The organism is Pseudogemmatithrix spongiicola (genome assembly GCF_030623445.1).
In the GTDB taxonomy this organism is placed as follows: domain Bacteria; phylum Gemmatimonadota; class Gemmatimonadetes; order Gemmatimonadales; family Gemmatimonadaceae; genus Pseudogemmatithrix; species Pseudogemmatithrix spongiicola.
The window spans coordinates 1,295,948-1,315,556 of record NZ_CP130613.1; the positions used below are offsets into that span (position 1 = coordinate 1,295,948).

Here is a 19,609-nt window from a genome sequence, read left to right on the forward strand (position 1 = left end):
CAACCGCGATGACTCAGGGCATCGGCGGATCACTGGGCCGGCGGGCACGGCTAGCCGTGTGCGTCAGGCGCACGACCCATCGCGCGCCACGGCGCTCAAGAATCGCTGTGCCGCGCCCAACCACGTCAGCCTTGCCGTTGGGCAGGTCCGCGCTCAGCGCGTAGCGAAACGTGGCCCACGCAAGATTGCCGGACACGCGCGCTTCAATTTCGAAGGGCCGATACCGGAAGTTGCTGAACTCCTTGAGTTCCGGCGCGAGGTGATTGTCGCGATAGTCCGTCCACCCGCGATTGATGCCGGAGCCCTCAATGACCAGGAGGCTGTCACCGGCGTAGATCGAATCGAGGGCCGCGAGGTCGCCGCGCTCCGCGGCAGCGAAGAGCGCCTGGATCGCCTGAATCACGGACGCGACCTCAGCGCTCGGCGTCGCTTGGTGGCCAGCGTGTGCGTGGTCCTGCGCGTTGGCGCGGCCTGCGAGTGCAACGGTCATCGCGACGGCAACGGCGAGGCGGCGAGAGATACCAGACATTAGGGCGAGGAGGTTGGAGAAAAGGGGAAGGAACGACGAACCTGTCAATAGAGTCTACTCTGTGTGAACTGCAGTCGGCAAGTGCCAAAGGATGCAGGGTGGAGAAGAGGGGCTTTACAGAACGTAAAACACGGGCCTAGCTTTCGGTTAGGCGCCGTTCTTAGCCCGATGGCCCATTCTTCTCGTGTCAAGCGAACTATTACCGTGACTCAACCGCGTCAAAACTTCCACGTCTCGCGCCGGAGCTTCCTCGAGGCTGGTGCACTCCTCGGCGCTGCGGCTGCGCTACCCGAACCGCTCCGCGCGGGCGTTGCCACAGCACCTTCTCTGAACCCCGGTCTACCCGCGCTTGCTCCTGCGCCCGGCGGCGTGCGCGAGTACGACCTCACTATCGCCGAAACCATTGTGCGACTCGATGGGCGGAACGCCCGCGCGACGACGATCAATGGGACCGTGCCCGGGCCTGTGCTGCGATTCCGCGAGGGCGAAGAAGCCGTCATCAGGGTGCGGAACACGCTGTCGGAAGACACTTCCATCCACTGGCACGGCATCATTTTGCCGCCCGAGATGGATGGCGTGCCGGGCTTAAGCTTCCCGGGCATTCGACCCGGCGAGACCTTTGAGTACCGATTCGCGGTGAAGCAGGCTGGCACTTATTGGTATCACAGCCACTCGGGGTTGCAGGAGCAGCTCGGCCACTACGGCGCATTGATCATCGAGCCGGCCGAGCGCAGCGGCCCCGCTTATGACCGCGAGCACGCGCTGGTGCTGTCCGACTGGACCTTCGAGAACCCGTACCGCGTCCTCTCGCGGCTCAAGAAGCAGCCGGACGCGTACAACTATCAGCGCCGGACGGTGGCCGACTTCTTCCGAGACGTCGCGCGCGACGGATTCTCGGCCACCATCAGTGATCGCTGGATGTGGGCCGGAATGCGGATGAATCCGACGGACATCGCGGACGTCACTGGCGCGACGTACAGCTACCTGCTGAACGGCCGCACCGCCGAGGAGCCTTGGACGGCGCAGTTCGCGCCGGGAGAACGCGTTCTGCTTCGCGTGATCAACGCGGCGGCGGGTTCGTACTTCGATGTACGCGTACCGGGCCTACCGATGACCGTCGTGCAAGTGAGCGGGCAGCCAGTGGAGCCCGTGGAGACTGAGGAGTTCCGCATCGCGATTGCAGAAACGTATGACGTGATTGTGCAGCTCCCCGACGACCGGGCCTACGCCGTGTACGCCGAGGCGATGGATCGCAGCGGCTTCACCGCAGCGACGTTGGCGCCTCGCGCCGGAGTGCTCGCCGACCTTCCGTCGCGTCGGCGCCGTCCGCTGCTCACGATGGCCGATATGGGGATGGATCACTCCGCGATGGGTGGGATGGACGGGATGGACCACGCCGAGATGGGACACGACATGCCGCCCAGCGCTCCGGCGACAGCCGCAGCCGATGACGAGCACGCGGGGCACGAGATGTCGGAGATGGGCGATGCCGCAGCGTTGCGAGCACCTGGGACGCTACCACCGGAGACGCCGCACGGCACCGACACGCACGGCAACGGCAACGCGATGGTCCCGATGAGCACGAAGAGTCGACTCGCCGAGCCGGGTGCGGGCCTGGGCGAGGATGGCCGTCGCGTGTTGCTGTACTCGCAGCTGCGATCCGCGGCTCCCTACGCGGAGTTTCGCGCGCCGACGCGCGAAATCGAGATTCATCTCACGGGCAATATGGAGCGCTTCACGTGGGCCATCGACGGTGTGCCCTATGATGAAGCGGAGCCCATCGAGTTCACCTACGGCGAGCGGATTCGCTTGACGATGGTGAACGACACGATGATGAACCACCCGATGCACTTGCACGGGATGTGGATGGAGTTGGAGAACGGACAGGGCGACCGTAGCCCGCGGATCCACACCATCAACGTGAAGCCGGCGGAGCGCGTGTCGCTGTTGGTCACGGCGGACGCCCCTGGGCGATGGGCGTTTCATTGCCATGTGCTCTACCATATGGAGGTCGGGATGTTTCGTGAAGTGCGCGTGAGTGCGCCGACCGGCCACGAGGGGCATGGCGATGCCGAGTGAACGTCGAGGCCGGCGGACGTCGCTGCTGCTGGCGGGACTTCTCAGCGCGAGCACGGTGCTCTTTTCGTCGGCTGGCCGCGTCCACGCACAAGGGCGCGATAGCGTACCGCACGATGCCTCCCACGGAATGAGGTGGGGGCGAGAGACCTTCGTGCTGACGGAAGTGCTGGAGTACGACGCGGCCGGTGCTGCACGTCCCCTGCTTTTCGATGTGCTCGCGTGGACCGGCGGAGCGAGCCGCCGCCTGTGGTTCAAGGCCGACGGCAGCGCCGCGACCAGTGGGCGCGCGACGCACGGCGAGTACCAAGTGCTCTATGGCCGGATGCTCACGCCGTGGTGGGACGTGCAGTTGGGCGCCCGCGCCGACGTGCGCACGGCACCGGGCGCGAGCGCGTCGCGAGCGGGCGCCTTGGTCGGTCTGCAGGGATTGGCGCCGGGCTGGTTCGAGCTCGAGCCGTCGCTGTTCGTCACGACGGACGGCAATCTCTCCTTCGATCTGACCGCCTCGTACGACCTCTTCCTGACGCAACGGCTCGTGCTGCAGCCGCGCCTGGAGTCCACCCTGTCACTCAAGGACGACGACGCGTTCGGCGTCGGGCGAGGGTTGAGCAGTACTTCGTTCGGGTTGCGTACACGGTTCGAGATTCGGCGTGAGTTCGCGCCGTATCTCGGCGTGGTCTGGGAGCGTGGCTATGGGCGGAGCGCGGAGTTGGCGCGGCTTGCTGGTGAATCGGCCAGCGAGACGCTGATCGTCGCGGGGCTGCGGTTGTGGAGGTAGGGCGGACCTGGGAGTGACGTGTTTTCGCGACACCTGACGGGACGGGCCGCGGCTCGCGTGGCGCCGGGCACGCAGGAGAAGCGAAGGGTTGTCTCGGTTTGTGCATTCATCAGGCTGTGTGCGGCGAACAGTAGACGCCGCCCGGCGGCACCTATTCAAAGGAGGTAACGTGTTGAGTTCGAACGAAGGCCAGCGGAGATCCGCGGATCAGGTCAGTCAGAGGAAGCAGTCCCCGGGACGCCGATTCGCTCGGCGCACGTGGCTGGCGGCGGCGCTAGGTGTCGGTTCTAAGGACGTTGTTCACGCTGCATGAGGAAGTGGAGCAGCGGCGGGACGCGGCCGAGCGACCGGTGCGGCCGTTCGACGTTGTAGCAATCTAGGAAGTCGGGCAGCGCCGCGTTGCGGTGCGCCGAGGTCCGGTATGGCTTCTTGTAGGCCCAGCGGCGGAGCGCGGTCTGGATGAAGCGCTCCGCCTTGCCGTTCGTCTGCGGGCGGTAGGGCTTGGTGCGCAGGTGCCGGATCCCGTGCGCGGCCAGCGCGGCCTGCACCGCGTGGCTCGTGTACGCCTTGGCGTTGTCGGTCATCACACCGGTGACGGCGATGCCCAGCTGCGCAAACCAGCGGCGCGCCGCCTCGAGGAAGCGGGTGCACGCCGCCGCGTCCTGTGTCGGCAGCAGCGCCGCGTACGCGAGCCGCGTCGCGTCGTCGACCGCGACGTGGAGATGGTCCTGCCCGAGCCCCCGACGGCGGCCGACCTTCGAGCGGTTGCCGTGCGCGCGATGGCCCGCCGTGACGAAGCGATCGAGGGCCTTCGTGTCGACATGCACGAGCTCGCCGGGCGTCTCGCGCTGGTAGCGCGGCCCGCCCGTCGCCCCCGGGCCCTTCAGCCGGCCCTGGCCCGCGCGCGTGAGGACCCGGCCCACGGTCGAGACCGCGAGCCCGAGCCGCTCCGCGATCTCCGGCCCGGTGAGCCGCGTCGCGCGCAGGCGGAGAATCCGCTCGATGAGCGCCGGCCGCGTGGCGGTCGGCGAGCGATGCGGGCGCGAGGAGCGGTCGGCCAGCGCCGCCCAGCCCCCGGCCGCGAAGCGGCGCAGCCACTTGTAAGCCGTGCTCGGGCTGATGTGGAGGGCCGCGGCGACGGCGCGCACCGGCTCGCCGTCGAGGACCACCCGGCGGACGAGCTCGGCTCGCCCCCAGGCGGTCAATCGCGCATTGTTGTGGATGTTCACTGAGGCCTCTGGCTGAAGGTTGGGTGGCTCGCACCTCCAGCTTCCTCAGTTATGCCTCAGTGAACAACCTCTTTAGAACCGACAGCTAGGCGGCGCTTCGCTGGCCGCCACGGCGTGGTGGTCTCGGCGGTCCGGCGAGGAGTCCGTCACAACGCCGGTGCTGGTGGCCCTCCACGCGTCGAGTGCCTGCCAGTGCTGCCATCTCTGGGCTCGCCGGATGGAGGAGGCGGGGTTTCGCATCGAGACGACCTTCGCGCAGGACATCGGTGCCGTCAAGCGCGAGTTCGGCGTTCCGACGGCGCTGCAGTCGTGCCACACCGCGCTCGTCGAGGGATATGTGGTCGAGGGGCACGTGCCAGCGTCGGCGCTCGTCCGCTTGCTGACCGAGCGTCCATCGGTCAAGGGGCTCGCGGTGCCTGGAATGCCGGGCGGATCACCGGGAATGGAAAGCGCTCCGGCCGAGCCCTTCGACGTGATCGCGTTCACGACTGAGGGCGCGACGCACGTCTTCGCCTGAGCGTAGAGCCTGGTTGCCGACGCCGGAGGACGGAGGGGATGACTCGCCGTCGCACCGGCGGCGTATCGTCCTGTTGGTCGGACTGATGCTGGCGATCACGACGTTGCACTACGCCATCCCGACGGCAACACACGCGCAGCACCAGCTGCATATCGCGGCGCGCAAGCTCTACTTCTTGCCGGTGGGGGTCGCAGCGGCCTGGTTTGGCCTCCGGGGCTCGATCCGCGCGACCGCCGTGATGAGCACGATGCTGGCGCTGCACGCCCTGCTACGCTGGCCGTCCGACACCATGGAGCGCGCCAACCAGCTCGCCGAGTTCGTGACGTTGTGGATCGTCGGAGCCGTGGTGGGCCTCCTCTTCGACCGCGAGCGCGGGCTCCTTGACGAGATCGCGAAGGCGCATGCGGCGGCGGTCACGGGGCTGGTGGCGGCGCTCGACTTGCGCGAGCACGACACCGGGACGCACTCGCTGCGCGTCCGCGCGTACACGCTGCTCTTGTCCCGTCGGCTCGGGCTCGACGCCGCGCGGCGCGAGGCCGTTGGACTCGGTGCGCTGCTGCACGACGTGGGGAAGATTGCCGTGCCGGACGGGATCCTGCTCAAGAGCGGACCCCTGACGTCCGCTGAGCAGGCCGTCATGCGGGAGCATCCGGCCGCGGGGTATCGCATCTTGTGTCGCGTCGGCATCCCGGCGGAGGCGGCCGAGTGCGTCCTAACGCACCACGAACGATACGACGGTCGCGGCTATCCGCAGGGGCTCAGCGGCGACGCGATTCCTGTCGGCGCGCGGATCTTCGCCGTGGTCGATGCGTACGATGCCCTGACGTCGGTCCGTCCGTACCGTGGTGCCGTGTCGCACGCAGAGGCGGTCTCGACGATTCGAGCGGGTGCAGGGACACAGTTCGATCCGCGTGTCGTTGCGGCGATGATGGATCTTGGTGAAGCGGCCATTCGGCGGACTCGACGCCAGGCCGAGTCGGAACTCCCAACGTGAGGCCATTTTGATCTCGACGGGAACGGAAGGAGGAAAGCGCGAGGGTTCGACGTATGTTCCGGCGCTGGGCCTGCGGGTCCTGACGCCGCTGTACGACCGTGCTGTCGCATTGACGACGCGCGAGCGCCGCTTCCGCGGCGCGCTGATTGCGCAGGCCGTGACGCGACCGGAGCTGGACATCCTTGATCTCGGCTGCGGCACGGGCTCGTTGACGATTGGAATCAAGCGAAGGGAGCCGAGCACTCGCATCGTCGGCGTGGATGGCGATCCCGAGGTCCTCCGGATCGCCACGCGCAAAGCCGCCGCGGCCGAGGTCTTGCTCGCGTTCGACTGCGCACTCGCACACGAGCTGCCGTATGCAGGTGCGTCGTTCGATCGGGTTGTCTCGAGCTTATTCTTCCACCATCTCACCTGGCAGAGCAAGCAGCAGGCAGCGGCGGAAGCGTACCGCGTGTTGCGCCCCGGGGGCGAGTTGCACGTGGCCGACTGGGGGCGCCCGAGCGGTCCCACGATGCGTGCACTGTTTCTCATCGTCCAGGCGCTGGATGGTGTGGCGACCACGCGCGACAACGTCGCGGGTCGGTTGCCGGAGCTGTTCGTGGCGGCTGGATTCGAGCAGGTCGTTCAAGAGGGACACGTGGACACGTCGTTGGGGACAATCGCGCTCTACAGAGCTCGGCGGCCCGAGTAGCGCCGGGTTCGGCGACGGCGCCCTCGATGAAGCCGGATTGCGCCATCAGACGGAACTCGTCAATCGCCGTCAGGGTTGTCTGAACATCGCAGTCACGCTTCTTCTTCCTTGGCGCTGATGAAGCTCACCATTGCCATGTTTGCGCGAGCCACTGCGTCCACCAACACCGGGCGCTCGGCGATGAAGCGGTTTGCGGCGACCCTGCTGATGCTCGCGTATGCGGCCATCCAGGTCGCGATTCCTGTGCTCGATGCCCAGACCGATCACGCAGAGCGCATCGTAGCTCACTGGCAGGACGCGAGCGAGACCAACTGTCCGTCGCTACACGACCCCGCGGTGTGCCAAGTCTGTCAGCAGATGGGGCAGGCTGGGTGGGTGGCCCTCAGCGGTCCGCTGCTTCCACCCTCGTACGCTGGAGCGACTGAGCCGACGCTGGATCTGTGTCCGCCTCCCCTGCGAGCCTTCTCCTTCCTTCGCCCCCCGACCAGAGCTCCTCCCGTCACCTGAGTCTGCGCCGCGCCCACTCCGGGCGCTTGGCCGCGTCATTTCCCTCAGACTCAGTCCATCCAATGATTTCGTACTCATTGCGTCGTCTCATGCGACGCGCACTCCTGTTGTTCGCCACCGTCCTCCTCGCTCCAATCGCCGCAACGACTGGCTCGGCCGCCACGCTGGCGGGCAAGGTCCACGGGATTGTCACCGATTCCGCTGGCGTCGCGCTTCCCAATGCTACGGTGATCGTCGCTGAGCTCGGCCGCGCTACGACGACCGATGCTGAAGGGAAGTTCACCATTCGTGGAGTCCCGGTCGGCGATTATCATCTGAGTGTCATGCTCCTCGGATACGCGCCGGGACATCTGGTGGTGCGCGTGCCGGCCGAGGATTCTGAGGTGCTCGCGACGATTCGCCTCACCGCCACCCCCCTGCGGCTCACGGCGATGGTCGTAGCGGCATCACCCACCGGGACCGAGTCGGACCGTCTCACGCAGGCGGCGCTGGAACTCTCGGGGCGTTCGCTGTCGCGTGCGCTCGGCTCCTCGGTGGCCGCGTCCCTGGCCGGAGAACCCGGTGTGAGTCAGCGCTATTCAGGACCAGTAGCGACGATGCCGGTCATTCGCGGACTCACTGGCGACCGGATCCTCATTCTTCAGGATGGTGAGCGAGCGGGCGACCTCGCGTCTTCGGCTGCGGACCACGGCATCTCTGTAGACCCGCTCGCGGCGCAGCGGTTGGAGGTGGTGCGCGGACCGGCCACACTGCTATACGGCAACAGCGCGCTGGGCGGGGTCGTAAATGTGGTATCGAATGACATTCCGACTGCGGTGCCCGGGCACTTCGAAGGATATGTCGCGACTCAGGGCGAGACAGTCACGCCCGGAGGCGCGTTCAGCGCCGGAGGCACGATGGCCGTCGGCGACCGCAGCGCAGTCTCGGTGCGCGCCGGATTGCGAGAGCTTGGAGGCCTGCGCACCGGGGGTGGCACCACGCTCTCAGGCACCGACTCGCGCGCGCTCAACGCTACGGTCGGATACGGGCTGATCGGCGAGCGGGCGAACGCGGGACTCGCGCTGCGCGTCTACGACTTCGAATACGGGATCCCGTCTGCGCCGGGAGACCCGCGGGCCGGGGTGCGGCTCAATGGTCGGCGCGTCGGCCTGAGCGGCAAGGGGGGCGTGCAGCTACGCTCACGCCGTATTTCGTACCTTCGTGTGGAGGGGACGGTCCAAGACTTCGCGCAGGATGAGATTGAGCCCGGCGGCGAGGTGGGGACCAGCTTCTCCCTTAAGACTCAGACGCTGAACGCGCAGGCGACGACCGGGTTCGGGCGGGTAAAGGGCGCGCTCGGAGTACAAGGGCTCTTTAAGCAGTACGCGGCGAGCGGAGAGGAGGCTCTTACCCCCGGCGCCAACTCAGTCGGTCTCGGGATCTTCTTGTTCCAAGAGATTGCCCTGTCCCGCCTGCGGGATCACGACTCGGGCACGCAGTTGCAGATTGGGGCGCGATGGGACCGGTACGCAATTTCATCTGACGCGGGGAACGCAAAATGCGGTCCGGCGCAGACGAGCGCTTTCAATAACTTCTCCGGTTCGCTCGGTGCCAGTGTTCGGCTCTCTGACGCATTCAGTCTCAGCGGCTCCCTTGCCAGCGCGTTTCGCGCGCCGACTGTTGAGGAGTTGCACTCCAACGGGGTGCACGCCGCGAATGGGAGCTACGACGTGGGCAACCCATCGCTGCGTGCCGAGCGAAGTCTGGGTGCGGAACTCATTGCGCGCCTGAGGAGCGGGCGCGTGAGCGCGCAGGTCGCCGCGTACAGCAACGCAATCAGCAATTACGTCACAACGGACTTTCTGTCGGACACGATTGTGGATGGCACGCCGATGCCGCTCGCGCGCTTCGTGCAGGCCAACGCGTCGTTGCGCGGCGTGGAGGGCAGCATCGAAACGCGGGTAGGCGAGGCGTGGGTCGCGAGTCTTTCGGGTGACTTGGTGCGAGGGGCATTGGCCGACGGGGGCGGGCCACTCCCTTTCCTGCCGCCTGCCCGGATCGGCGGCGGCCTGCGCTGGGAGCTCGCCCGTCGGTTCGTGGCCACGGACATCCGGCACGGATTCAAGCAGGATCGCGTGACGGGCGGCGTGGACGCTGCGACCGCGGCGTATACGCTGGTGAACGTGAGCGCCGGACAGCAGTGGCTCGTCGGCAACGTCCTACATCGGATGACGCTGCGCGTCGACAATCTTGCGGACGCGCGCTACTTCGACGCGGCGAGTCGGATCAAGCGCTTTGCGGCCAATCCGGGTCGGAACGTGAGTCTGATCTACCAGCTTCAGTTCTGAAGGAAGCTGCGCACCCGGGCACGCGGTGTCGGAGACGCCTTGCGACTGCGTAAGGCACGTGGTAGCGTTTTATCTGTTGTCGTGCAAACTACGCGCTGTAAAATCGGCGGCGCGTCCGCCAATGTTGCCACCCTTCAACAACCCCATTTCGCATGCGCTCTCTCGTCAGACGTCCCGGTTCGAGCTTGTTGCGTACGCTCGTAGCAATCGCCTGTTTCGCCGGCACGTCGGCTACATCTCTCTCAGCGCAGCAGTCGCCGGTCGCCGCCACCGTGCGAGGTCAGGTACGGTCCGCCACGGGTGCCCCAGTGCCGCGCGCGACCGTGGAGTTGCTCAACGCGGGGGGGCGGGCGGAGCGATCGGTACGCGCTGACGACGATGGTCGATACAGCCTTCCCCTCGCGGCGGCCGGCCGCATCCAGCTTCGGGCAACGTCGATCGGATATCTCCCGAGCGTAATGACCGTTGACGTCGTGAACGGCACAGACCCCTCCGTGAACTTCGTGCTTACGGCAGTACCCTCGACGCTCGCGCAGATGGTCATCTCTGCCAACCGCACCGGTCAGGAACTGGCGAAAGTCCCGGCGTCCGTCAGCCTGGTCTCGCAGGAAGTCATTCAGGGCGTTGGCCGACGCAACACGAGCATTGAGGAGGCGTTGCGCACGGTGCCAGGCCTTGTCGTCCGTGACCAACTGGGTGGCGCTTCTCGCGCCACCATCGCCATCCGAGGCGCCGGTTCATCGAACTCGTTCGGTGTCCGCAGCATCCGGTTGATGATTGACGGCATTCCGAAGAACAACGCCGGCGGCTCGGGACAGGATCTCGCGAACCTCGACATGTCGTCGATTTCAGGTATCGAGGTACTGCGTGGTCCGGCGTCCACGCTGTACGGCAACCAAGCGGGTGGCGTCGTCTCGATGACCAGCGAGACCGGTGGGCCGGACCGTCGTCAGCTGCAAGTGCTCGCTGGGAGCTTCGGCTTCGCCAGGGTGCACGCCAAGGCCACGGGCGAGGCGTTCGACGGGAACGTGAGCTATCTCGTGAGCGCCTGGCGCACGCAGCAGGACGGCTACCGCGACAACTCCAACTTCGACCAGACGGGATTCTCGTCAAAGTTTGTGTACCGACCCGACGCGAAAAGTACGGTGACTGGTGTGATGTCGTACGACAACCTCGGGCAGGATGTCCCTGGAGGGCTCACGATCGATGAGATGCGTGCGACCCCGCGGATTGCAGACTCGACGTCGTTTACCCGCGTGGGCGGTGTGCGTCTCAACAACTTCGGGCGCTTCGATGAATTCCGGTTCGGGCTCAACGTGGCACGCTCGCTCAGCGAAACGGAACAGATTGAGACGCAGATTTTTTACGTGCCGCGCGCCATCCACGAAGCCCCCGCGTTGACTCAGTTCCTTCAGCAGAGCTTTTTGAATCGAGGCATCACCATGCGTTTGCTGTCCACGCGACGGCTTGGCTCGATGGGGAGCCGCTTCACCACCGGCGTAGACCTCCACGACACACCGATCCAGACGACGACGACGGGGCGTCCGGGGACCGCCGCTGCGGGCACTGCGATTTCCGCCTTTGACGAGCAGGCGACAAGTGTCGGCGTCTATGTGCTGGAGGAGCTCGAACTGGGCCCTGCGGTGACGCTCACCGCGGGTGCACGCTACGACAACATTCGCTTCAAGCAGCAGAACAAGATGCGGGCGGCCCAGACGGAGCCACGCACGTTCACGCGGGTAACCCCGAAGCTAGGATTGACCTATCGCATCAGCCAGACGCTCTCGGCGTACGCGAACTTCAGCGAGTCCTTCGAATCACCGGTCATTGGCCAGCTGCGCAATTCACCGCGGACAGACGGAGAGTTCGTGACGAATCAGGTCGTCAAGCCGTTGTCGATTCGGACATTCGAGGTGGGAACGCGCGGAGTCGCTGGGCGCGGTTCCTTCGAGCTCGCGGTGTTTAGCCAGCGGGTGAGTGACCAAGCCGTCAACGTGAATTTTGTTCGACCGGCACCCGCCACGGGTCAGTTCGGCGCGCTGGTGAATGCGGCAGAAGTCAAGCAGCAGGGCATCGAGGCCGGCGCGAAGTATGAGCTGACGGGCTCGCTCACCCTCGCCGGCACGTATACCTACTCGGACTTCACCTACGCTCGTTACGTGGCCGGGGCTAACAACTTCGGTGGCAATGAGCTGCCCGGAATTCCGAAGCACAACGGATTTCTCGAACTGCGCTATCAGGGCGCGCGAGGCCTCTCCGGGGGCATCGAGGTTCAGTCAGTCGGGAAGTTCTTCCTCAATGATGCCAACACCGCGGAGAATCCCGCGTATCGTCTCGTGAACCTGCGTGCCGCGTGGACGCGCCGGGTCGGGCGGACGGACGTCGCGCCGTTTGTGGCGGTGAACAACCTGTTCTCCGAGAAGTACTCCTCGCAGCCACAAATCAACGCGGGCGCCGGACGGTTCTTCAACCCGTTGCCCGGCGTGAACTACGTGGCGGGGATTCGGTTAAACTGGTAGCCGCGTGGTGCGGTGGCATCGGTTCCGATCGATGCCACCGCCCCGGCGGTGGTTCCGTGCCCTCGCGTGCTCGACGCGCCTGACGGGTCTGTCTTACGACGTTGAGTAACGAGGAGCGTTCATTGATCGGCTCACGGACGAAGCGCAATGTGGCCGCGTGGCATCGCTGGCTGGGTTTGGGCCTCACGCTGCCGCTGCTCGGGTGGGTGGTATCCGCCGCCGTGATGATGCTGGTCACGATGAACGCGCAAAACGGGCTCGCGGGGAGCTACGAGCTGAACCCCCACAATTCGATCGACGTGCCTCTCAGCGAGGCCAGCGTCAGTCCGAACGCGATGCTCGCGAAGCTCGCGGCGGAGCACTCGATTGAGCGCGTGTACTGGCTGCGATTGCAGTCACGCGGCGCGCATCTCTGGTATGTCGTCAAGCCGACTCCGTACGCGCTCGCGATGGTGTTCGACGCGCGGACGGGCCAGCGACTCGATCCGCTGTCCGACGAGCTGCTCACCGTGGTCGCCGGGGAGGCGCTGGTGGGCAGCCACGTCTCCAGCTTGACCCCCGCATCGGAGTACAACCGTTACTACGCGGCACCACGCCTGGAGGCCGTCCGAGCCAAGCTGGCCGGCGCGCAGTCGGCGCAACTCATCCTCTCGCGCGACGAGGGCCGCACGCTACGGCGCTTGAACGCGGATTCGGAGCGGTTCGAATGGTGGTACCGCACGTTCCACGTGAACCAGCTGACGACGCATCTGTGGCCGTGGACGACCCTGCTTTACCTCTGCGCGGCGGGCGTGATGGTCCTCGCCGCCCTCGGGTATCTGCTGTTCTGGTGGCGTCGGCCTCGCGGCGCAGTGCGAGCGAGCGATCCGCAGCAGGAGACGGCAAGGTGGTCGGTTCGAATTCTGCATCGTCGGCTCGGTGCCGTGGCGGGTGGCATTCTGACCATTCAAGTGCTGGTGGGCGCATACCTCTGGCTCAACCTCGGCCCACTGGAAGACCCGTTCCGCGGCAAGTCCAGCTTCCACGCTGATTGGAATGGCGGGTTCTCGACCGGTCGGCCGCTTGCCACGGCCGCTGAAGTGCTGGCCCGCCTGTCCAACGTGCTTCCCAACAGTTCGCGACCGGTGCAGGCAATCGAATGGCGAGTGCTGGGAGAGAATGATGTGTGGGTGGTGACTCCGCGACTCGACGAGGCGCCTCGCGTTTTCGATTCCGACGGCGCGCCGATCGAGAGCCTCGATCCAGCCGAGGCGGGTGAGATCGCGCGGCGGGAAGTGATCGGGAACCCGTCCTTCGTCTTCGTCGGGTCGGAGCCGCAGTTATACATGGATCTCAATCGCCCCGTACCGACGTACCGATTCCGGTTCGATGATCCCGGAAAAACCGATGTCTACGTTGCCACGAACACGGGACAGATCATCCAGCGCCGTCCGCGGATCTGGCGCTGGTTCGGACCCTTGCTCGCGGTACACATGATCGAGGTCACGGGAAACAAGTCCGTGGACGTGGTGCTGCTTGCGGCCTTCCAACTCCTTGTGCTCGGCATGATTGCCACTGGACTGACCGTCTTCCTGCGCAGTCGGCCTGCGGGCGGAGCCTGACAACGTGGACACCAAGGCCAGCGAAGCAGCGGAGCGCGAAGGGACCACGCAGCGAGAGCGCTCCCGCCGGCCACGCCGGGAGTTCAGCGCGGGAGACCGCCTCGCCCTGACGGTCGGCACGGCGCTCGTGGCGGTCGTGATCGCGTGGGGCGGTGCGCTCCTCGCGCGGAACGCGATGAATGACCGTGCGGTGCTAGAGGGTCAGACGCCGACCGAGTTGCACCGACATTAGCGGAGAGAGCGGTCGGTTACAGTCAGTGACCGCCCGGTTGCTCAGCAGCGGCTACAGCGGTTTCTGATCCCGTTGCCGATCGAGGCAAACGGGTGATCGCATGCGACGGCATCTCACCCGCCCGAGGCCCGCGCGCCGCCTGGCGCGGTTCTTTCACGGGCCTCTCCGCAGGGCAATCACGCGCGCGAGTTCGGGGCGCTTCGGGGCAACATCAGCGCGCAAGTCCAAGCCGGCGTCCGCCAAGAGGCGCTATAGTGACTTCGCGATCGCCTCGATGGCCTTGGAACCGCTGCCGAATCGAGCCATGTTCTCTCGATGCTTGGCGAGGGCCCCGTACGAGATGAACCTGACGGCAAGTTCCCCGATCTGCGAGAACGCCGGGCGTGCCAACTGGGTGCGTACGTCGGCCTCGCGATCATCCGGCGCCACAAGGTACAGACCGTGGGCCGTGCCCGCGCCGGCGCCCAGCGCCAAGTCAAGCAATCGCACGATCCCACTGTAGATTGACGTGGTGTGCTCGACTTCGAATGCGGCACTCACTTGTTGGGTTGTGGCGTCCAGCCAGAGCACGTCGATTAGTCGAATGGCGTCGGCTCCGGCCCCCTCGCGAAGCCCTGACGGGAGTTCCGTGAGACAGCCGTCGCCGAGCCGACCACCTGAAACTGGACGCCCCTGGTCATTGCTCGCGATCCAGACCGAGAAGCCGAGGGCGTGTCCCAAATCCCGAAGCCAACCTTGTACCTCCGTGTGCGTGAGATCGTCGTCGCGATCGGCTACCGCCGCCTCGGTAGAGGCGAGCAGCGCCGTCTCGAGGGCTTGCCGCCAAACCAGCTGCGCATTGGCACCCGCCTCGTCATCGAGCGGCGGTGCGGGGTAGCGGTCGCTCCCCACGTCGAACAGAAAGCTCGCGACCGCGCCAAGATCGTTCGACAACCAGCTCCGGTAGCGCGCCGTGAGGTCGAGCATACCGCGGCGCATCGCGAGATAGGCGGGCCAACGGCCGAGTGGAACGCGGACGCCGGTCAGTCGCGCGTACCCCTTAGCAATCGCGGTGTTGAAGGGCGGAGCGATAGTAGGGTGCAGGAAGTACAGCAGATTCGCCGCGGCGGGACCCAGTCCCTTTATGCGCCGCGCGTCGAGCTGATGTATGGCGCGCAAAACCTCCGGCTCGGTGTCACAGCAGCTGCACGCGTCGAGAAAGTCCGCGAACGCGAGCTGATTCGCGCGATTTTCGTAGATGTCAGGTATCCGCAACTTTGGCTTCCAGAGGAACGCATGGTCTGCGCCCCTGAAGACCGGTCGCTGCTCCGCCACTGACCTCACGACCGTCTCGAGGGCGGAATCGCGATACTGCCGTCCAAGCCGGTCCGCCCGGATGGCATCGACGACCACTGCGATGCCTTTTCTGATGCCGCGGAAGTTCTTGAGGCGCTCCTCCCAGAGAAACCAGCGGCGGTAGGATCCCCCAGGGTCATCGTGCCACCGCGAAAGTAGCGTCGATAGCATATCCATTGGGTTCCCCCATCCGAGCTGAGATTAGTGGCCGGAGCTTTCGCAATGACGGAAGCTCCACCGCTGTCGATGGTGGCGCAAGGCGCTTACACGGGCGCGCCTCCGGGTCGTCTGCGTGACCGACCTCTCGGCTGCGCCTGGGAGCCGCGCTCGACGAAGACTCGAGTGGAATTCTGACCCGATATCAGGGTTTGCCCTACTGCGCTCTACTTTACGACGGATAAAATAGTGGCTCACACATGAGCCTCTAGGAGAGTCGAGTCGTGCGAGAATCGAGTGAAGACGTGGAACTCGCAGGACAGCGCCAGGGCCAGCGGGATGGCGATTCAGAGCGGGAGCTAGGCGGCGAATCCGGACGGCGCCGTTTCCTATCCCTTGTGAGCATCGCGAGCGCGGTGCTTACCGGGCTGATTGCCGGCTTCACCCCAGTGGCGGCGGCGCTCTCTCCGGCGTTCCGACGACCGCGGGCCGCCCGTTGGGTACGCGTGGTTCCTGACGTGAACTCCGTCGACATCGGCGTCCCATTCAAGGTCGATTTCATCGACGAGGTGCAGGATGGTTGGATCGAGTCGCGCGCGCTACGCAGCGTCTGGCTCTCCACCGAGGATGCCGTTGAGTTCAAGGCCTGGAGCGGCGTGTGCACGCATCTGGGTTGCAGCGTCTCATTCGACACGGAGAAGGACCGCTTCCACTGCCCGTGTCATCACGGGCTCTTCGACAAGCAATCTGGTGAGGTGCTCGGCGGTCCGCCTCCGCGCGGGCTTGATCCGTTGCCGGTGAAGGTCGAGAACGACGAGGTATTCGTCCAGTACGTGACGTTCCGAGTTGGGACCGAGCGTCGGGAGCCGTTGTGACCTCGGCGCCTCGTCCAGGGTCTGGGTGGTGGCAGCGTCGCCTCGACATCGCGTCGCTCCGGCGCTCCATGCTTGATCGCGAGATGCCCAGCGGACTGACGTGGTGGCACACACTCGGCAGCGCGACGTTGACGGTGTTCCTGCTGCAGGCGGTCACGGGCGCGGTGCTCGCGATGTACTACGCCCCGTCGCCTGACCACGCTTACGAGAGCATCCGTTACCTCGAGGGGCAGGTCCACTTGGGGCGCGTCCTGCGAGGCGTGCATAATTGGGGTGCCAGTGCGATGGTCGTGCTCGCCCTGCTCCACATGGTGCGCGTGTTTTCGTTCGGCGCGTACAAGTACCCCCGCGAGGCCAACTGGGTCGTGGGTGTCGGCCTTCTCGGCTTGGTGATGGCGTTCGGCTTCACGGGATACCTATTGCCGTGGGACCAACGCGCGTATTGGGCCACACAGGTGGGTACCAGCATTGCCGGAACGGTGCCCGGCGTCGGGGGGGCGGTCGCCGTCCTGCTCCGCGGCGGAACGCAACTCGGAGCGGAAACACTGACCCGATTTTACGCCCTGCACGTGCTGTGGCTTCCGGCGGCGATCATCGGGTTGATCGGGCTGCATCTCGTGATGATTGTGCGGCAGGGCATCGCTGCGCCACCGCGCGTGCTCGAGGAAGCGGCGCCGGCACGCACGGATGCGGATGACTATGCGGCGCACTATGACAAGACCGTGGGGCGGGCGAAGCGCGGCGGGCCCAGGTTCTGGCCCGACATCATCGCGAAGGACGCCGTGGTGTCCCTCCTCACGGTGGCGGTCATCGTCGGTCTCGCGATGGTGGAGGGGGCTCCGCTCGAGGCGCCGGCGGACCCGACGGATACCAGCTACGTGCCGCTGCCGGAATGGTACTTCTTGCCCTTCTATCAGTTGCTCAAGCTTGTCCCCGGATCGATGGAGTCCACGGTCGCCGTCGGCATTCCGGCGTTTCTGGCCTTGACGTTGCTGGGGTTACCGTTCTTTGACCGTAGCAGCCGCCGACACTTGCGCGGCAGACCACTCGCACTGGCGGGCCTCGTTGCCGTACTCGGGGGCTCCGCGTTGCTTCTCGGCGCTGCCCTTGGAGAGATTGCCCCGCCGTCGGAATCGCCGTCGGGCGTCGCGCTTTCGTCCGTCGAACGCGCGGGACGCGCGACGTTCCAACGACAATGCGCCGGCTGCCACGTCGTGGGCGACGAAGGCGGGGAGGAAGGGCCGGAACTGACAGACATCGGAACGCGCCACGGGTCGGCCTGGCTTCACAGCTTCATCGAAAACCCGCAGCGTTTCCATCCCGAATCGGAGATGAGTTCCTTTGGGCCCCCAACGCTCTCGCACCAAGAGATCGAGGAGGTCGCGCGGTATCTCACCACACTTCGTGGGCCGCGCGGGCAAACACTCCCGATGGCTATCGCTGATACGTTCCCAGAACCGTCGACGCCGGTGCGCTGAAGCTGACCGAGACGGTGGTAGACAATCACGATTCATTTCATGGAGGCACGTACCCAATGTACCACCGTGTGTTACCCCGACTTATGGTCGCATCGCTTCTTGCCATCACGCTCGTGCCGACCGTCGCACAGGCGATTCCGGCGTGGGCTCGGCGCTACAACATGAATTGCTCAGGGTGCCATAGCCCGGCGGTGCCTCGCTTGAATGCCGTTGGCATTGCCTTCAAGTGGGCCGGCTATCGCATGCCCGACGCCATCGGAGAGGCCGCGGACATGAGTCGAATTGAGAACTATCTTGCGGCGCGCTTGGAGGCCGAGTTCGGAAGCGTTCGCCCGGCCTCGGGTGACGCGGAGGCGAGTGGCTTCTCCTTCCCCTCAGCCAGTCTCTTTGCCGCAGGGGCCGTCGGCGGCCACGCTGGTGCGTACGTGGAGTTCGATCGTGAGCCGGAGGGCACGATTGACCTGGTGGGCACGGTCACCGGAGTGTGGGGCTCAGAGAATCGATACGCCGGCGTCCGGGTTGGGCAGGGCCACCTGCTGGCGGCTGGCGGCGGAGTGGCAGGCTTCGACCGCGCGACCGGCCTCTCGACGCCACTGGCTCTGGACGAATCCGTGACTGAAGTGATACCCGCGCGTCTCGCCGGTGACCAAGTCGGAGTCGAGGCATTTGTTGTACTGGGCGGTCGGATGCGGACGTCCCTCATGGCAATCAATGGCATCGTACTGGGCGCCGACGAAGAGGGCGCGGCGGTTAGCCGACGCGACCTCGTGTTCACGAATCAGCTGATGTGGGACGACGCGGGCAGCGGCATCGGTCTGGCCGCGTACCTGGGCGACGCCTTAGGCGTAATCGAGCAATCTCCGAATCAGGGGCGGCGCTTCTACCGCATCGTCGCGACGGCGAACAAGATCTATAATGGTGCAGAGCTGTCCGGCGGCTACGTGCTCGGCCGGGATCGCGATGTGCCGACCGGCGACCCTGGTGCGCCAGAGATTCGATCTCCTCGTGGGTCCTCGTACTGGGTCCAGGCGCAATACTCGTGGACCGACAACGCATATACGGTATTCGGGCGCCAAGAGCGCTTGGACCCGGATGTCGGCCGGTCGGCGGAGACGCTGTCGCGCTCGACGGTCGGCGTCGTCGTCCCGCTCAACGTACCCGAGTACTTCCGTTGGAGCCTCGAGTTGTTCCGTGACTCGTATTCGGCCGACACTCCCGCGCGGTCGGGGCTTGTCACGCGACTCATGGTGGCATTCTGATGGCGTCGGAGCATCGTGAATCGACTATCGGTCGACGGAGGGGGATGTGAGGAGGATCGCGATATGGACGATGGCGATTGTTGCGGTGGCCGCTTCGGTGGGCAGCTCGCGGAGCAGCCGGGCGGAAACCCTGCCAGTCGAGGGTCCGGCTCCGTACCAAGGTCAGGACCCAGCGGGACGGCAGTTATACCAAACCAACTGTCGCTCTTGCCACGGTGCGGTTGGCGTCCCGCCACGCCTTGCCGTGGGAAGGTACCCGAGTATCCCGAATCTCTCCGATCCGGCGTTCTGGGAGAATCGCTCCGTAGACTCCGTCGTCGTCGTGCTGCAGAGGGGCATCGGGCGCGATATGCGTGCCTTCACCGATAAGCTCTCGGCGGATGAGATGCGGACGGTAGCGACATACGCGCGCAGTCTAGCGCGCCCGCGCTGAATGTGCGATGGACATCAGGCGGCGTCTGAGGCGCTCTCTCGTCGCTGTAATCGTGAGCTTGTCGGTCGGC

At 65.7% G+C, this 19,609-nt stretch carries 17 protein-coding genes; 13 read left to right on the forward strand and 4 right to left on the reverse strand.

Annotated elements, in window-relative coordinates:
* Positions 1-13: 13 nt before the first annotated feature.
* On the reverse strand, positions 14-529 hold the full coding sequence (locus Strain318_RS05880; protein ID WP_367887588.1) for a YybH family protein: 516 nt from the start codon (positions 527-529) through the stop codon (positions 14-16).
* 168 nt (positions 530-697) lie between these two features.
* Here Strain318_RS05880 and Strain318_RS05885 point away from each other — a divergent pair, with 168 nt between their 5' ends.
* Together Strain318_RS05885 and Strain318_RS05890 are read left to right on the forward strand one after the other, a co-directional pair.
* Positions 698-2,608: a copper resistance system multicopper oxidase gene (locus Strain318_RS05885; protein ID WP_367887589.1), complete on the forward strand. Its 1,911-nt coding sequence runs from the start codon at positions 698-700 to the stop codon at positions 2,606-2,608.
* 151 nt (positions 2,609-2,759) lie between these two features.
* A complete protein-coding gene (locus Strain318_RS05890) occupies positions 2,760-3,386 on the forward strand; it encodes a copper resistance protein B (RefSeq protein WP_291158539.1) in 627 nt (208 codons plus the stop codon).
* 287 nt (positions 3,387-3,673) lie between these two features.
* On the opposite strand, the gene Strain318_RS05895 is transcribed toward Strain318_RS05890, so the two are convergent.
* Positions 3,674-4,615, reverse strand: a complete 942-nt coding sequence (locus Strain318_RS05895; protein WP_367886306.1) for an IS481 family transposase — start codon at positions 4,613-4,615, stop codon at positions 3,674-3,676.
* Positions 4,616-4,772: 157 nt separating this feature from the next.
* Between Strain318_RS05895 and Strain318_RS05900 the strand changes: the two genes are divergently transcribed.
* From Strain318_RS05900 to Strain318_RS05910, 3 genes are read left to right on the forward strand one after another with little or no spacing between them, the layout of a single operon-like run.
* Positions 4,773-5,132, forward strand: a complete 360-nt coding sequence (locus Strain318_RS05900; RefSeq protein WP_291158537.1) for a DUF411 domain-containing protein — start codon at positions 4,773-4,775, stop codon at positions 5,130-5,132.
* Positions 5,133-5,145: 13 nt separating this feature from the next.
* Complete coding sequence (locus Strain318_RS05905) at positions 5,146-6,126, forward strand: HD-GYP domain-containing protein (RefSeq protein ID WP_367887590.1); 981 nt, start codon at positions 5,146-5,148, stop codon at positions 6,124-6,126.
* A gap of 7 nt (positions 6,127-6,133) precedes the next feature.
* Positions 6,134-6,817 (forward strand): class I SAM-dependent methyltransferase, encoded by a 684-nt coding sequence (locus tag Strain318_RS05910; protein ID WP_367887591.1) that lies wholly within the window; start codon positions 6,134-6,136, stop codon positions 6,815-6,817.
* Positions 6,818-6,909: 92 nt separating this feature from the next.
* On the opposite strand, the gene Strain318_RS05915 is transcribed toward Strain318_RS05910, so the two are convergent.
* Positions 6,910-7,044: a hypothetical protein gene (locus tag Strain318_RS05915; RefSeq protein WP_291158531.1), complete on the reverse strand. Its 135-nt coding sequence runs from the start codon at positions 7,042-7,044 to the stop codon at positions 6,910-6,912.
* Positions 7,045-7,413: 369 nt separating this feature from the next.
* On the opposite strand from Strain318_RS05915, the gene Strain318_RS05920 reads away from it, so the two are divergent.
* From Strain318_RS05920 to Strain318_RS05935, 4 genes are all read left to right on the forward strand, one after another.
* The gene (locus tag Strain318_RS05920; RefSeq protein ID WP_367887979.1) at positions 7,414-9,651 is read left to right on the forward strand and encodes a TonB-dependent receptor; all 2,238 of its coding nucleotides are present in this window, start codon (positions 7,414-7,416) and stop codon (positions 9,649-9,651) included.
* 152 nt (positions 9,652-9,803) lie between these two features.
* The gene (locus tag Strain318_RS05925) at positions 9,804-12,170 is read left to right on the forward strand and encodes a TonB-dependent receptor (RefSeq protein WP_367887593.1); all 2,367 of its coding nucleotides are present in this window, start codon (positions 9,804-9,806) and stop codon (positions 12,168-12,170) included.
* Positions 12,171-12,292: 122 nt separating this feature from the next.
* Positions 12,293-13,771, forward strand: a complete 1,479-nt coding sequence (locus Strain318_RS05930; protein WP_367887980.1) for a PepSY domain-containing protein — start codon at positions 12,293-12,295, stop codon at positions 13,769-13,771.
* A 4-nt stretch (positions 13,772-13,775) separates the two neighbouring features.
* Positions 13,776-14,003, forward strand: coding sequence for a hypothetical protein (locus Strain318_RS05935; RefSeq protein ID WP_367887595.1), 228 nt, complete (start codon positions 13,776-13,778; stop codon positions 14,001-14,003).
* A gap of 249 nt (positions 14,004-14,252) precedes the next feature.
* Here the strand turns inward: Strain318_RS05935 and Strain318_RS05940 are convergent, their stop codons facing one another.
* Positions 14,253-15,515: a type II restriction endonuclease gene (locus Strain318_RS05940; protein WP_367887596.1), complete on the reverse strand. Its 1,263-nt coding sequence runs from the start codon at positions 15,513-15,515 to the stop codon at positions 14,253-14,255.
* A 377-nt stretch (positions 15,516-15,892) separates the two neighbouring features.
* On the opposite strand from Strain318_RS05940, the gene Strain318_RS05945 reads away from it, so the two are divergent.
* The 4 genes from Strain318_RS05945 to Strain318_RS05960 all read left to right on the forward strand — a co-directional run bounded on the left by Strain318_RS05945 (position 15,893) and on the right by Strain318_RS05960 (position 19,539).
* The gene (locus tag Strain318_RS05945; RefSeq protein WP_367887597.1) at positions 15,893-16,369 is read left to right on the forward strand and encodes a QcrA and Rieske domain-containing protein; all 477 of its coding nucleotides are present in this window, start codon (positions 15,893-15,895) and stop codon (positions 16,367-16,369) included.
* Positions 16,370-16,437: 68 nt separating this feature from the next.
* On the forward strand, positions 16,438-17,847 hold the full coding sequence (locus tag Strain318_RS05950) for a cytochrome b N-terminal domain-containing protein (RefSeq protein ID WP_367887598.1): 1,410 nt from the start codon (positions 16,438-16,440) through the stop codon (positions 17,845-17,847).
* Between the two features lie 242 nt (positions 17,848-18,089).
* Positions 18,090-19,106: a hypothetical protein gene (locus Strain318_RS05955; RefSeq protein WP_367887599.1), complete on the forward strand. Its 1,017-nt coding sequence runs from the start codon at positions 18,090-18,092 to the stop codon at positions 19,104-19,106.
* A gap of 70 nt (positions 19,107-19,176) precedes the next feature.
* On the forward strand, positions 19,177-19,539 hold the full coding sequence (locus Strain318_RS05960; RefSeq protein ID WP_367887887.1) for a c-type cytochrome: 363 nt from the start codon (positions 19,177-19,179) through the stop codon (positions 19,537-19,539).
* The last annotated feature ends 70 nt before the right edge of the window (positions 19,540-19,609 follow it).